This window comes from Paenibacillus sp. JCM 10914, assembly GCF_001315105.1.
Classification (GTDB): Bacteria; Bacillota; Bacilli; order Paenibacillales; family Paenibacillaceae; genus Paenibacillus_AQ.
This window is the reverse complement of sequence record NZ_BAZR01000010.1, coordinates 85,233-100,393: the sequence shown is the minus strand read 5'-3', so window position 1 is coordinate 100,393 and position 15,161 is coordinate 85,233. Positions and strand designations below refer to the sequence as shown.

At 49.8% G+C, this 15,161-nt stretch carries 9 protein-coding genes and 3 pseudogenes; 3 read left to right on the top strand and 9 right to left on the bottom strand.

The window, feature by feature from the left end; translation table 11 throughout:
• Nucleotides 1-57 precede the first annotated feature (57 nt).
• Nucleotides 58-1,818 (bottom strand): annotated as a pseudogene (locus JCM10914_RS29265) (ABC transporter ATP-binding protein); the annotation flags it as partial.
• Between the two features lie 364 nt (nucleotides 1,819-2,182).
• Here JCM10914_RS29265 and JCM10914_RS13850 point away from each other — a divergent pair.
• Nucleotides 2,183-2,659, top strand: coding sequence for a hypothetical protein (locus JCM10914_RS13850; protein WP_023961867.1), 477 nt, complete (start codon nucleotides 2,183-2,185; stop codon nucleotides 2,657-2,659).
• A gap of 134 nt (nucleotides 2,660-2,793) precedes the next feature.
• Here the strand turns inward: JCM10914_RS13850 and JCM10914_RS13845 are convergent, their stop codons facing one another.
• The 6 genes and pseudogenes from JCM10914_RS13845 to JCM10914_RS13820 all read right to left on the bottom strand — a co-directional run bounded on the left by JCM10914_RS13845 (nucleotide 2,794) and on the right by JCM10914_RS13820 (nucleotide 10,557).
• A complete protein-coding gene (locus JCM10914_RS13845) occupies nucleotides 2,794-3,999 on the bottom strand; it encodes a hypothetical protein (protein ID WP_023961866.1) in 1,206 nt (401 codons plus the stop codon).
• A 28-nt stretch (nucleotides 4,000-4,027) separates the two neighbouring features.
• Nucleotides 4,028-5,586 (bottom strand): annotated as a pseudogene (locus JCM10914_RS13840) (ABC transporter substrate-binding protein).
• A gap of 309 nt (nucleotides 5,587-5,895) precedes the next feature.
• The gene (locus tag JCM10914_RS13835; protein WP_023961863.1) at nucleotides 5,896-6,795 is read right to left on the bottom strand and encodes an NAD-dependent epimerase/dehydratase family protein; all 900 of its coding nucleotides are present in this window, start codon (nucleotides 6,793-6,795) and stop codon (nucleotides 5,896-5,898) included.
• Between the two features lie 104 nt (nucleotides 6,796-6,899).
• The gene (locus tag JCM10914_RS13830) at nucleotides 6,900-7,772 is read right to left on the bottom strand and encodes a LysR family transcriptional regulator (protein WP_023961862.1); all 873 of its coding nucleotides are present in this window, start codon (nucleotides 7,770-7,772) and stop codon (nucleotides 6,900-6,902) included.
• A gap of 70 nt (nucleotides 7,773-7,842) precedes the next feature.
• Nucleotides 7,843-8,912, bottom strand: a pseudogene (locus JCM10914_RS13825) (bifunctional 3-deoxy-7-phosphoheptulonate synthase/chorismate mutase).
• Between the two features lie 439 nt (nucleotides 8,913-9,351).
• Nucleotides 9,352-10,557 carry a DUF418 domain-containing protein gene (locus tag JCM10914_RS13820; RefSeq protein ID WP_023961856.1) on the bottom strand — a complete coding sequence of 402 codons (1,206 nt, stop codon included), beginning with the start codon at nucleotides 10,555-10,557 and terminating at the stop codon, nucleotides 9,352-9,354.
• Nucleotides 10,558-10,751: 194 nt separating this feature from the next.
• Between JCM10914_RS13820 and JCM10914_RS13815 the strand changes: the two genes are divergently transcribed.
• Together JCM10914_RS13815 and JCM10914_RS13810 are read left to right on the top strand one after the other, a co-directional pair.
• Nucleotides 10,752-11,441 carry a response regulator transcription factor gene (locus tag JCM10914_RS13815; protein WP_023961854.1) on the top strand — a complete coding sequence of 230 codons (690 nt, stop codon included), beginning with the start codon at nucleotides 10,752-10,754 and terminating at the stop codon, nucleotides 11,439-11,441.
• Nucleotides 11,438-12,937: a cell wall metabolism sensor histidine kinase WalK gene (locus tag JCM10914_RS13810; RefSeq protein WP_052019781.1), complete on the top strand. Its 1,500-nt coding sequence runs from the start codon at nucleotides 11,438-11,440 to the stop codon at nucleotides 12,935-12,937. Before JCM10914_RS13815 ends, JCM10914_RS13810 begins: the two co-directional genes overlap by 4 nt.
• 47 nt (nucleotides 12,938-12,984) lie before the next feature.
• Here the strand turns inward: JCM10914_RS13810 and JCM10914_RS13805 are convergent, their stop codons facing one another.
• Entirely contained in the window at nucleotides 12,985-13,941 is a 957-nt protein-coding gene (locus tag JCM10914_RS13805) for a 3'-5' exoribonuclease YhaM family protein (RefSeq protein WP_023961848.1), read from the bottom strand.
• A gap of 175 nt (nucleotides 13,942-14,116) precedes the next feature.
• Nucleotides 14,117-15,031, bottom strand: a complete 915-nt coding sequence (locus tag JCM10914_RS13800) for an aldo/keto reductase (protein WP_023961847.1) — start codon at nucleotides 15,029-15,031, stop codon at nucleotides 14,117-14,119.
• Nucleotides 15,032-15,161: the final 130 nt, after the last annotated feature.

Here is a 15,161-nt window from a genome sequence, read left to right as displayed (position 1 = left end):
CGGTGCATTCAGGTCCGCCTTCTGATCCATCTGCCAATTGTTAATGGCCTGTGCATGATGTCTCATCCCCTCTTCCTGAATGTCATGCAGCGTCCGGTATAACCCATCCCCTTGCAGTAGTTCTGCATGAGTACCGCGCTGCACAATCTTCCCTTGGTCAAGAACGATGATCTCGTCGGCATGCTTAAGCGCACTAATTCTATGGGCAATGATGATCGTGGTCTTCCCTTGACGGATGTCACGAATCGTTTCCATGATCTCCGTTTCCGTCACAGCATCAACTGCACTTACGCTGTCATCCAAAATGAGGATCGGTGCCTGCTTGATGATTCCCCGTGCAAGACTTGTCCGCTGGCGCTGTCCGCCTGACAGCGTTAAGCCGCGTTCACCGAGCCTTGTCTCGAATTGATCCGGAAATTCCGCGATATTATCATATACTCTCGCTTTTCGTGCGGCTTCTTCCACATCAGCGGTGTCGGTGTCCCGATTATAAAACGCAATATTCTCACGTATCGTTGAACTGAACAGAAAACCGTCTTGCGGCACATAGGCGATACCTTCACGCAAGCTTTTAAGTGTGAGATTTCGAATATCCACGCCACCGATCAAGACGGTTCCCGGAGGAGGATCGTACGTGCGCAGCAGCAGCTTCATGAGCGTCGTCTTGCCGCTGCCCGTCCGGCCAATGATGCCTAGCGTCGACCCGGCGGGTACGTCCAGATCAATACGATGAAATATATCTCTTGCGCGCTCCACCTTACTCGGGATCAGCTCGTCATAGGAGAACGACAGCCCCCTTACCTCAATTTTGGCATTCTCCAGATCAAGCTCCTTGGCATCCGGTACTTCCTTAATGTCGGCTTGCTTACCAAGCAGATCATTCAGTCGGTCCAGTGACGCTCTTGCCCTCTGGACGACGTTAATGACGTTTCCGATCTGTTGCAGCGGATTCATGAGCATGCGGATGTACAGCGTCAATGCAACAAAGTTACCAACCGTAATGCGTCCCATAATGGTCAGATACCCGCCGAGAGAAAGAGCGATAATTAGAGAGGAAGCGCCTAGAAACGGAATGATCGATTGAAAGAGGGAAGACACGCGTATAAGGCGAAGCTGCTTGTTCCGGATGCTGTCAACCGTCGCGCCAAAGCGCCCCTTCATGGTCTCTTCCACTGCAAACTTCTTCGTTACACGCATGCCGCCAAACTGTTCTTCCGCCGATTCTGTCATGACGCCAAGGGCTTCCTGCACTTGCAGCGATCTTCTTCGAATCATCGGGCCAAGCCACACGACGATAACCGGAATGAACAGCAAGGGTGCAATGCTTGCCGCCACTAGATAGAATGGAACATTCGTGATCAGCAGCATGACAATCGTTGAGACGAGCAGCATGGTCGCGTTCGCCGTCTGGTTAACCCCCATGGAGATCGACTCCCGCACGGTCGTCACATCATTCATGAAGTAACTCAGCAGCTTGCCCACACCATTCTTGGAATAAAATTTCTCGCTAAGTCCTGTAAAGTGAACGAACAACCTGCGCCGATTCATGAATTCAAAATAACGCCCCGTATACATCACCAAATATTGTCCAATGCCGCCCAAGACGGCAAATCCGACACCAATTCCAAGCAAGGTCCAACTGTACCTTGCAATACCCTCGAATGATAACAGCCCGTCTTTCAATTCATCTGTGAAATTGCCAAGTACCCTCGGAAAATTCACATGGATGATATTCGCTACGAAATGACAGCTGATCGACAATACATAAAATAGCCACGTCTTCTTAAAAAAGTCTGAAAGTATTCGATGAGAGTCCAATGTCCCATATCACTTCCTGTCTAATTGTTAGGTTCTCTGCCAACTACTTCCCCCTTCCATCCTTTGCTGTGATACTCCCATCTTATTAGTTTCTATAAAAAAATTAGTCCTCCTTCTTCAATAGCAACATCATTTATTCAAAAGTTGACATAAGAAAATATAATATCCTAAATAAAAAAAGCCGCAAGAAAAAATGTCAGCATACTCAATCGTTTCTTGCTTTCATGATGAACATTTCCGATTTGGAATGGTGAGAAGAATTCCTTGTACATCCTAAGTGCATGTTGGAACCTGACTTATCCTTTCCGTTGTTATCACCAAAATAACGAGTGGCCTGCTTATATTCATCTGCTGCACCTTTCTCTTGTGCTCGGCTTGCAGTACGGAAGAAGTCACACCCATACCTCTCGACGCCACGCATCATGAAACTGAAATACCGGTTGCTTCAAGACTCGTTGATGAGCGTATCGGACCAGAGGACACCGCATTATTCCAATCGTTGCTCAAGGAGTCCGAACATGCCATCCCGTATATTAGACTCGGTGACACGATCGAGCTCGATTTCGGGAACCATACACCGACAACCTGCGAGATTACGGATTATCTACTGGGAGTAGATGGAACGCTCAAGTACCGAAATACCATAACCGATGTCGATATCGAAATCCTTAACGGGCGCGGAAGTTTCGTGCTTGATGAGAACTGGGCTGTAAGTTTAAGCTCACAATTCAGAGACTATGAGACCGGTGCAACCCTAAGAGGATTCAAAATCATATGTAACTGGAAGGACCGCACGCAGGAGTATGCCCTGGTTGCTCGAACCGATGCCTTCAAGCGTTAATCCTTAGGCGATTGGCTTGCCCATTAATCTGGTTTACGATAAGAAAGAGCCGCTGATCGTTAGATCACGGCTCTTTCTTATCTTTCAATCCAATATGAATTTTTCACATAGTGAAATCATTACATCGTGTACCTTCAACTTTCTTCCACGCCATACCGTCTCATCGCACTCGCATAGAACCACTCGCTCGCGGTATGGAGCGCCGTGTCCTCGTCAATCCAACCTGCGTTCATTCGCTCCCACAGGAACTCGGCCGCCAGCTTCTTCACGAGCAGGATCTTGCCGTAACTCCACTCCATGCAGCGGGCATCGGAGACGATAACCGAGCTCTTGCTTGCCGGTAGTGCTTCCAGACGGTACTGCATGCTGTCCCTGTATGTGCTCGCCCGGAAATTGAACCACCACATGCCGCCGACATGAACGTTTGGAAAATTCCAGGCCGCCTGCACCGCGTCCAGATTGTTCAACTCCGATGCCAGGACCAGTTCGAATGAACAGCGGTACGTCTCGAACAAACCGGCCAGCTTCAGGATCCGCTCCGTGTCATTGACCGGTACCGCCGTGCCGCACCATGAACGCTCCACGCCGAGGAAGAATTGAACCAACAGACCATTTCGCTCGGCAGCGGTACAGATCGCATGAAGCAGTTCCATCAATACCTGATCGCGATCGCTTGTAACGTCAATCTCACGGCGGATATGCGCACTCGCTTCGTATCGCGGCAGCGTTGTCATAATCCCCGGCCGTCCGGCTGCTTTATACTCGCCGAGCTTCCGGTCTATCTCATCCCTTACCTCGGAGAACGCCTTCGCACGGTCCCCCGACTTCATCACGCGATCCACCCATGGATTGAGGATGCCGTCTATCCGTGGAATCAGCACGGCATCCTCACGCATTCCCTGAAAAGCGGCATGTTCGGGATGGTTCACGACAAACCGGCGGATATTCATCCGGTCAGCCACTCTCTGCGCCCATCCCTCATCGTCAGAGGAATGCTTAACTGCCGCAATCGCTTCGCGGACAGAAGCCTCATCCTTCATCTCGATATTGTATAACTCACGCATAATGGAAGTGAACACCCCATTCATCAGCGTGCTTCTCGTAGACTGATATGCCTCTAGGAAAGCAGCAATCCGCTCTGCTTCAGATAGCTTCTCGGCATCTGCCGGATAACCTCCGGCCTGCAGCTCCCGATTCAGCCAGAAGTAATGCGCAATCTCCCAGAAATCGCGAGCGGCCAGTCGATCACCTACCAGATGCGTATGTGTGTCGAAAACAGGCTGCTCCATGATACGATTGAAGAAATGGATAGCGTCTTCGCGGCTTCCTTGCAGGATCATGTCCACATCTCCTCCACTGAAAATGCCATTACTTCAGATTCTCTGTAACAACGGCGCCTGTTCCTTCGTTATAACGCGCCGTAGCTTCCTTGATGATCTCTCTCCGCCCTTGCTCTTATACTCTTCAATTACTTTCGGCCAATCCGAGATCGGTTCCCTGCCATAGATCATCTTGATCATATGATCGAGAATCAATTTCGGTCCGACATCATCGCCCTGTGGTGCTGCATCCGGGTATTTCGCGTAGGCATCCAGCGCCGGGGAGAAGCGAATGGAGCCCAGGCCTTCTTTAAAAACAACGTCATCCATAAATGCCATCATGGCCTGCCCGTCTTCCGTCAATCCTTCTCGTGCCTTGTTATATACCATATCATGGACAAACCAGAACATAGCGCGGAACCGATCCTCATCCATGCCTTCGGACGTCGTCGGCACTTCGTACTTGATCTCACCGTTCTCCTTCGTATAGGTTTCCCCTTCGAGACCGAACGAGAAGTACGTCTCTGCTTCCGGCGTCAACATCCAGTCAAAGAACTTAATGATGCCGATCGCCTTCTCTTCCGATACCTTGTTGTTGATGTAGTACGAGGTATTGATGCTGGAATACAAGAGATGACCTCCCACATTCTCCGGCCCTTTGGGCGAGGCGATAATGTCGACCTGAGCTTCAGGGATGGCGTTTCTCATCTTGCCGCGGAAATCCGCGAGCGCCTGGGCATTGGCCGACCACATGCCGGACTTGCCGCTCTCGATATTTTTGCCATAGTCGCTCGAAGTCAGTGTAGCAAAATCCTTGGGAATCAGGCCTTCATCATACATCGTCTTATACGTCTCCAGCGCTTTCGTCATATTCTCTACGTCGAAGAACTTGGGCACGACCTCTCCGTTTTGCAGCTCGAACTGTGACGGCAATACATCGAATGCACCCAGTATCGTATCCGCATACTTAAAATTCTCCCGCATCTGGTAAGGGAATTCAACGCCTTCCTTCTTCATCGCGCGCATCACGTCCAGAAATTCTTCCACGGTCTGGGGCGCGGACAACCCCGTCTTCTCCAACAGATCGGTACGAACGAACAAGGCTCGTCTCGATGGGTTTGACAACCATGCCGGGATACCGTAGATTTTGCCATCGACACTCGTTTCCTGCCATGCGGCTTCAGGTACAGCGCTCATCAAATTGGGCGCATGCTCCTTCAGCAGGTCATCGAGCGGCATGAAGACGCCTGCTTCAACAGATCCGGACATCCCTCTGCTTGTGGCTCCGCCAACATTCTGAACCACGTCCGGAATGTCATTGGAGGCAAACATCAACGTCATTTTGCTATCAAAGTCTTTGAGTGGAAACATCGTGAGCTGAATATCCGTATTCGTTAAAGTCTCCAGTTCCTTGACCCACTTCTCCTCATTCACGTCTTTCGAGCGTTCTGCATGTTTGTTGCCGCTCGTCGCCATCGACATCGTGAAGGACAGCTTTCCGTCGGCCGCAGCGCCGGCGGCCCCATCATCACTCGTCTTCGAACCGCAGCCAACCGCCGTAACAGCAATCAGCGCACTTATCAAAACCAAACCCCATTTTGTTCTCATCGACATCGCTTCCTTCCATATACTTGAGGATCACTAGCCAAGATGCTTTAGGTCCAATACCGTAAAGCGCTTTCATAATACAATGAATCCGCTTTGGTTTACATGCGGTTTTTTCAGATCGCATGTGTTTTCCTACGCTGCCGCTCCCTGTAGTACATGTTCCTCAACACTACGTTGTACTGATGCCCTGCTGTTTAAGCAAACCAAAGTCAAAGCGGTGCAGGAATAATATCCTGATCACCGCTTTGACTTGATTTCAAACATTGTTCTATTGAAGCGACACGAATGGCCATGGGACGGCCTCAAAACCTATTTCAGATGTGTTCTGATCCAGTCCGGCAATGATTCTTCTACAGGCTGCCAGCCGAGCAGATTCCGGGCGTGAACTGCGCGCACTCGACTGTTGGAAGCAATGGCGAACCGTGCCCAATCTCCTAGCTCAGCTATCGCATCCTCTGCCGGCCAGGAGTGCGTTCTCCCTTCAAATCCAAGGGCCCAGCTGACGGACCTTGCAATATCTCCGTAGGATTCCTCGCCGTTTTCAGCAAAGAAGTAAGAAGCCGACGGTGCCTTCTCCAGAGCCAGCACATATAGCTTTGCCAAGTCCCGTATGTGAACGTTCGACCAGCGATTGACTCCTGTTCCTACATGAACGCCTGCCCCCATCTCGCGGGACTTCCGTATAATCTGGGGCAATTGATCACTGTCCGTGGGTAAACCAAGCGCATCGCCATAAATCATGGAAGGAACCATCACAACGCTTCGGACCCCATCATCAATCCCTGCCCTGCGCACCCGGTTATTGATAGCAACCCGATCTTCCCGAATATCCATCGGGGTGAACGGGGTCTCTTCATCATAAATTTGCTGGCTGACAATGTCTCCTCTTGCATCATCACCAACCACGCTGGAACCGGAGGTATGCAAGAACGGTTTACCGCTGCCGCGTAAAGCCGCAATGAACGTCTCCACTGCCATGCGATGATCCGAGTCTGCCGTATGAACGACCGCATCGCTGATTTGAGCGTACTGAGTCAGCATGTCCGTATCCTCCAGCGTTCCAAGGACAGGCTCGATGCCAAGCTCCTTAAGCGCATCTATTTTGTCCGGATTGCGCACCAAGCCATACACGATATGACCTGAGTCCAGCAGCATCTTCGCGACTGAGCCGCCGATATATCCGGTTGCACCTGTAACAAACACCTTCATATGTGAACTCCTCCTCATGTTTAACTTAAATGACTCACCCCCATTCTAATGGTAGCTCCATACATAAAACAAATTATGAAATAACCATTAATTTATAAATTTATTTATATATTTTCTCGTAGTCGGGTCATCATCGTGTGAAGCGAAGGCAGATGTTTGTGTTTGGTTTGATATGCCATAAAGATTTCGTTACTCACCTTCAACTCCTCGAATATCAATTGGGATCTACCTTCCGTTACAGAGCTGCCAATCAGATAAGTTGGGACTACACTCAGTCCTGCACCTTGCTCAACCGCCCTCAGAATCATGTGTAAATTCGGAATTATATGAACGGGTCTGAGCAACGGACGTTTCTTGAAATGTTCTCTCCATATTCGCCGAATAATGGGCAATTCCAATCCGTAGCTAATCCAACTCTGGGCCGACAGCCATTCCTCTTTCTGCTTAGCGTCCGTAAGCGGAGGTACTTGAAGCTGACTCGGTGCAACCAGCACAAACTCTTCCTCCATCAACTTCACGTATTCGATTCCTGCACTATGAACCCTTTGGGAGGTCACGATAAGATCTAATGCGTCTCCCTTCAACCATTCCAGCAGTTGGTCCGCCGTGCCCAATTGCGAGAGCGTACAGATGTCTAGTGCATGGAGCTGAGGAAGGATTTTTTCAGCAAAAAACTCGTGTGCGGCTCCGATCTTGATCATGGTAGGCGAAGGCGTCGCGGCCGATTGAAAACGCATCGTTGTCTCTTCCAAAGACTCGATCAAGGGAGCGAGCTGCGAATACAACTCCTTGCCCCGTTCGGTCGGCACCATGCTCCTGGTCGTGCGAGTAAACAGCGGCTCTCCTACCTCGGCCTCCAACGCAGCCAAATGCTGACTCATCGCCGGCTGCGTCATCATACGGGCCTTTGCCGCTTCGGAAACCGAATTAAACCTATAGATAGCGCAGAAACTTCTATACCATTCAAAATCCGCCATGACAACCCCCTCCTGTTTCCTCATTTGAAGCTGCTCGGAAAAAGAGGCCGAAACGGCCTCCCCCAGTTCGTTACATCAACCCGGACTTCTTCACATTCGCCAGGAAATCATGGAATTCCGGAATGTTCAGCTGCTGCGCCGCATCGGACAATGCGGTGGCGGGATCGGGATGAACCTCCACCATCACGCCGTCGGCACCAGCCGCCAGTGCTGCTCTGGCACAAGGTGCCAGAATGTCTTTCCGTCCGGTGGAGTGGGTCACATCGACCAGTACCGGCAGATGGGTCTCCTGCTTCAGAATCGGCACGGCCGAGATGTCCAGCGTGTTTCTTGTGGCCTTCTCATACGTCCGAATCCCGCGTTCGATCAGCATGACCTGCGTATTGCCACGGGATACGATGTATTCGGCAGCGTGCACGAACTCATCGATCGTCGCCGCAAGCCCGCGTTTCAGAAGAACCGGCGTCTTCACGTCGCCCGCGGCTTTTAACAGTTCAAAGTTCTGCATATTCCGCGCGCCGATCTGAATGACGTCGATATATTCGCATGCCAGCTCGATATGGGCAGGGTCCACAATTTCGCTGATGGTCTTCAGCCCGAACTCGGATGCCACTTCCTTCAGGATCTTCAACCTTCGACACCCAATCCCTGAAAATCGTAAGGCGAGGTTCTCGGCTTGAACGCGCCTCCGCGCATCACGGTAATGCCCGCTTCCTTCAGAGCTGCCGCCACCTGGCGCACTTGCTCATAGCTTTCCACCGAACAGGGTCCCGCAATCATCACCGGCGTAGCGCCGCCAATTACCGTGTTTCCAAGCTGAATCAGCGTATCCTCCTGCTTCTTCTTCCGGCTGACCAGCAAATGCTTCTTATGATCCACCTGCTGCAGCTTCAGTGACGCTTGAAAAATCTGTTTAAACAAATGCCGTACCGTTTCATTATCAAAAGGTCCTTGGTTGTTCTCAATCAAGGCATCCAGCATCTTCTTCTCACGTACCGGATCGAAATCGGGCACCCCTTGCTTCTCTTTCTCCTGACCGATCTCCTGAACGATGCGAGCGCGCTCCGACAATAGCTTCAACAGCTCCAGGTTAACGGAATCCAGCCCCGTTCTTAATTCTTCTAAACGTCCTTGACTCATACAGAATCTCTCCTTCACCTTGTCATCTAGTATATAAAAACAAAAAAGACCCCCCGCCCGGAAAGGGACGAGGAGTCGTGGTACCACCCTTATTAGATATGCCAATTAAATACGCAATACGTAAACACATCTCACTTGAGCCTTTTAACGCAAGGATAACGGGTAAACCTACAGTCTGCATCAACATGCAAACGATCAGCATACCAGCTCCGGAATGAACTTCAGCAGAAGAACCTTCGCCCGGGCGCTCTCAGTCGGTGGCCACCCTTTCCTGTCAGGAACGTTCTATCGCTTACTCTTTCCATCATCGCTTGTTGGAATATATCGTGCTCGATCAATTAAGAAGCATTGTATTACATTCGCAAACGAAATTGCAACCATTTTATTTAAAGCTTGCGTGCTTTGATGTAATAAAGATATGAATGAGCACTGTCTCCGATCAGGAGCGGATATTCACCTTCTGTCCGGATTTCACCGGCTTCCCCCAATACGTGAACAGACGCCAGCAATATTCAAAGGGGCCGATGGGAAGACGCTTCAGCCACAGTCTACTAAACATAACTTGCATTGCAAAAATAACAAAGACAATCAGCGCCTGTCCCAACGGTTCAATGGTTCCATACCATCCCAGACCATAACTGTAGAAGAGCAGTCCACACAGAATCGATTGAAGCAAATAGTTGGTGAAGGCCATTTTCCCTGGATAGCATAGCCAATACATCACCCTGTGCCAGGATTTATTATAGTATAAAAGTGCAAACCCTCCGATGTAAGCGATGGTCAGGAGCGGCGCACCTACGAACAAGGTAACCGCCTCCGCCCAGGATGGAAGTCCATCCGATAGTGACATCACCAGTTGAAGTGCCAGACCAACGCTACCCCCAAGCAGGACAAGACTCACAAGGCGCTTGCGGTTCTTCTGAACCTCATGCAGCATACGTTGCTTGCAGAAATAAGCCCCCAGCAAGAACATCCCCAATATTTGCGGATAAAAAACCAGCATGTTAAACAAGGAGCTGATGAAATCATTCAGTCGCTGGACGATAATTTGACCGATGGTCCCCTCCCCGTAAATAGCAGCATCCCGCTCCTGGTAGAATACGCCCATCTGGTGAACGTCTTCTTTGCTTAGTGCTTCATATGCATTTGATCCAGAAGGACCGAGCAGACTGAAACCAGCAAATAGCACCGGAACAAGGAGCAACAGTATGATGGACCAGATCAGGAGTGTTAGCGGTTTGCAGCGTTGAAATAATAGCAGTAGCAAGCCAAGTATAGCGTAATGAATCAGAATATCCCCGAACCAGATCAAGATGCCATGAACCAATCCGATTAGAAGCAATGCGGTTAGCCTTCGAACATAGATGCGGGTGAAACTCCTCCCCTTGGCCAGACTGCTCTCCTGTAGCAGAACCATCCCAAAACCAAATAGAAAAGAAAAAATCAGAATGAATTTTCCATCGATCAGAACTCCTCGCAACAGCATTAGTAATTCATTGTGCCAGCCTGACCATAACTCAGCTCCGAAAGAAATGGTCTGGAGCGATGTTGTAAAAAAACTAATATTGACTAGAAAAATGCCGAATAGTGCAAATCCTCTTAAGCTATCAATCATCGTTATTCTTGCCTGCGGATCACTTGCCATAACCGTACCTCCTTATCATGTTGCCTACAGGTTAAGGTACAATAATAAAGAATGTATAAAGTTTGCTGAAAATACCGTGGCCTAAGCATCATGACGCATGCGGGGAGGAGTATACTTTATCCTTTCTTTAGAAATGACGTGTACACTTACTGGATATACCTGTTTAAATTGTTAGACTGGAGGATTTGAGTAAGATGGCAAACGAAACGATCCTATTGGTTGATGATGAGGAAGAAATCATTGCTTTTATACAAGATGCACTGGAGCTTGAAGGTTACCGTGTGCTGACCGCACGAAGTGGGCTGGAAGCATTAACACAGAGCAAGCACCAGCCGTCATTAATCATCCTTGATGTGATGATGCCGGAAATGAGCGGATTTGAAGTGTGTGAGCAGTTGCGAGAATCGACACCGTGTCCCATTGTGTTCTTAAGTGCTTGTCAGAGTGAGGTAGACCGGATTAGAGGGTTGGCTGCGGGTGGGGATGATTATTTGCTCAAGCCTTTCAGCCTGGAAGAGTTAAAAGCCAGAATTCACGCCCATCTGCGCCGAGAGACGAGAATTCGCTCCCAGCGGGAACGAGGCGAGCTTTGCTTCCAGTCGCTGACCATTGATTGCAAGGGACGTACCGTAAGCATTAACGGTCAGGACATTTCATTGACCAACAAGGAGTTTATGATCGTTGAACTACTCGCTTTGCATCAGGGTCAAGTATTTTCACGCGAACAGATCTACGAGAAACTATGGGGGCTCGATGCGGAAGGTGACGACGCTACCATCACCGAACATATCAAGAAAATCCGGGCCAAATTGAGCGACTTCGTACAAGAGCGCACCTATATTCAGACGGTCTGGGGCATTGGCTACAAATGGGACGTGAAATGAACAAACCGCGCTCGATCAAAAACGCTTTTGCCCGTCACTTCGTCTGGATTCTGGTATGCAGTTTACTCGCGACGCTCGTCACTTGGGGACTTCTGTTCATGCTGCTAAACTATCTTCTGCAGCGGGATATTGTGCTCCCGGCTAATCATTATGAAGGCCATATTCCTGTCATCTCAGAGTATGTTCGTACGCAGGGGGATTCCGTTATCAGCCATCGGGGACAAGCAGCGCTTGAGAAGATGATCCCATCAGAGGGCATGTCTTATCACGTTATCTCGTTATCCGGCGACAAACTGTACGGGGATCTGGAGCTGCCCTCACCTCCGAACAAAGCTGAAATTCTGGAACGCTTGAATCAATCCTATCCGGGTATGAATCAAATTATTAAATACCTTCCGGTTATTTCTGGCGATGGTGATCTGCTCGGAGCTCTGTTGTTAGGATATAACCTGAAGGTGAGATCCGCCAACCCGGCTTTCGACCCGTGGGTAAGCTACGGCTTCCTTCCCTTTTTGCTGACGCCGTTTCTATATATCGTCTTGTTCACTTTCCTGTTTGGAAGAAGGTTCAGTCGGAAGATCAGTGCCCCATTACAGCAGTTATTGTATGGAGCCGAGCGGATTAAGGATCGGGATCTGCAGTTCTCCCTCACAGAGAGCGGCGCGATAGCGGAGGTGGATCAACTTACGCATGCTTTTGAGGACATGCGCCGGGAACTGGAGCATTCGATGAAACGGGAGTGGGGGCTTGAGCAGGAACGAAGCACCATGTTTGCGGCGTTGGCTCACGATCTGCGGACACCGCTGACGATCATACAAGGACACGTAGAGGGTCTGGAGCACATGCACGGGGATCATGCAGAGAGTAAGTATATCCAATATCTCCAGGTAATCAAACGCAACACCGCCCGTGCCTCGAACTTACTCCAAGATATGAACATGATCGCGGAGATTGAAAAAGTATCCTTCCGCCTTCGGCCGCTTCCTGTGGATATAGCAGAGTTCATCGAAGACAAGGCGATGGAGTATACAGCACTGTGCCGGGATCGGAGTATAACTTTTCTTACCGAGTACAAAGATGACCGCAGCGTGTCTGACCAGCCCGTTGTCTTCGATCCTTATCGAATCATTCAGGTTCTGGATAACCTTGTCTCCAACAGTATTCGTTATACGCCTGATGCTGGCCAAATAATATGGGTCATTGAAATCACTGACCAGCAGGTCATGATGGCTGTACAGGACAACGGGAGCGGTTTTGACAAACCGCACATCGAACGAGTATTTCAGCCGTTTTATCAGGGAGGGAGCCGTTCCGTTCGACAGAAAGGGCATTCGGGTCTCGGTTTGTACATTGCGCAACTGCTGGTTCAACGCCATGGAGGTAAGATTGCTGCCGCGAACAACCCCCAGGTGGGGGCAACGGTGAAGTTCACCATCCCCATTCAAGAAACATTAGGCTGCGAGAATATAACAATGGCATCCCCAAGATCCTGTTGATCCTGGAGATGCCTCTGTTATTTGCTCATATAAAGGAACAACGATTATTATACCTTCAATCGATATATCGCCTTATTATCAAGCCCGCGAATCATCGATGTCCACGGTTCCGTCTCAAGCGTCGTATCCAGCGCATCCTCGACCATCTGCAGCTTGGCATCCAGTAAGTCGATATGATGCAGTGCGACAGCTTCCGCTGTCTGCGGCTGGACCGGACTTCCCCACTCTCCCAGATTATGATGGGACAGGACCATATGCTGTAACCCGAGAACTACTTCGGATTCGAGCGGTATGTCATTCTGAAGAGCTGCCTCGACGATCCAGGCTGACGCAAGGGCGATATGTCCGATCAGTTTTCCTTGATTGCTGTAATCCGTCACGATCCCCATCTGCGCAATCATCTCTTCCGGCTTCGCTATATCGTGCAGAATAATGCCCGCCTTGATCAAATCCGGCTTCAGAAACGGCCGCTGCTTGCAGATGAAATCGCCAATCTCCAGCATGCGCACGATATGATAGGCAAGCCCGGCGAAATAGGCATGATGATAGGTTTTGGCTGCCGGATAATGCATCAGCTTCTCTTCAACCTTCGACACGCAGTAATGCACGATGCTCCGGATTTCGGGATCTGCGATCTCGTTCATCGTGAGCTTGATCGTATGTACCAGATCAACGGGACGAATCGGCGCGGCTCTGACGTAATCCGTCAAGGAGACGCCATCCTCTTCGGTGGCTTTGCGCATTCGGCTGATTTTGACTTGCGGCTGATCGCGGTAGCTTAGCACGGTCCCCTGGATTTTGACTAGTTGCATGGGTAAGAACGTTTCTTTATCATGAATGGTCACATCCCAGTACTTGGCGGAGATTTGACCGCTCGCATCCGAGAGCACAATATCGAAATAATCTTTGGGCGGGGTGCTGCTGGTCTGTCTCATATTCAGTTCTTTAAGCAAGTAAAAGCCGACGAAGTCGTCCTGGATGTTCAGTTTATTGATGGGCTTCATCTGATCCCTCCTATGATGGATTCTACTAGAATGACTCTATCATATTTTGGACTTGGCATCATTATTTTGCTTCTCAGAAGCTCTGCTGTTCGACGCAAAAAAACCGTTCTTGGGTAAAATGGAGGTAAAGCCCAGACCATTTACGATTTAGAACGGTTTCTTTGCTAATATCGAATTAATTTCTCCAAGTACCAGGATGATCCACGCGCACGAGATCCACCGCCTTAGCGTTCGCCTCCACCTGTTCTACGGATTTGCAGCCCGGAATAACGCAGCTGACGGCCGGATGCTGCAGGCACCAGGCCAGTGCCCATTCCGCCATATTGGCGCCCGCCGGAACCTCAGTCCGCTGAATTTCTTCCACCAATCGCAGCTTTGCCTCATTCTCCTCGCGGTCGCGATTTTTACGTACGTTGTCCGTGAATACGGTACCGGGCTTGTACTTCCCGCTTAGGAACCCGCTAGCCAGCGGCACTCTTGCGAGCACGCCCAGATCCTGTTCCATGCACGATGGGAGCACTTCCGCTTCAGGCTCCTGTTCCAAGCGATTGTACACGACCTGAATTGCCTTCGCATTCAATTCCGAAGCTCTATTCGTCTGATATATATTCTTGTTGCTTCCAATGGAAATACCGAGATGGCGTATGGTTCCTGCTTGAACCTGCTTGTCCAGCATCGTCCACATATCGTCATTGTTGAACACTTCGTCCGAGCCGGAATGGAATTGATAGAGATCAATGTAGTCCGTCCGCAATGCCTTCAGCGACTCTTCAAGTTGCAGCCTCACCTGCTTCGTATCCCAGGCATTCTGCCATTGATCTTCCCAATGATGTCCGAACTTGGAGGCGATAATCCAATCTTCGCGGCGGTCGCGAGACAAGAAATTCCCAATGAAGTTCTCAGACATATGGTGAGGCCCGTAGCATTCGGCCGTATCCAGTAAATTGATGCCGAGTTCCTTCGCACGGTTAAGAATTCGATCCACTTCCGGTTGATTGAAATCCTTGCCCCAGTCCCCTCCGAACTGCCATGTTCCCACGCCCACAACCGATACTTTCAGATCCGTTTTGCCAAGCCGTCTATATTTCATACGCTCACCCCTATTCATGATATGATGTATCATGTAATGCGCCTTTATTTTATGGGAAACTTCCATCTTTTGCAATTGGATGTATGACGGTGAAGATTGTTTAATAATCAGCAGTTATGGTGAACCCTAT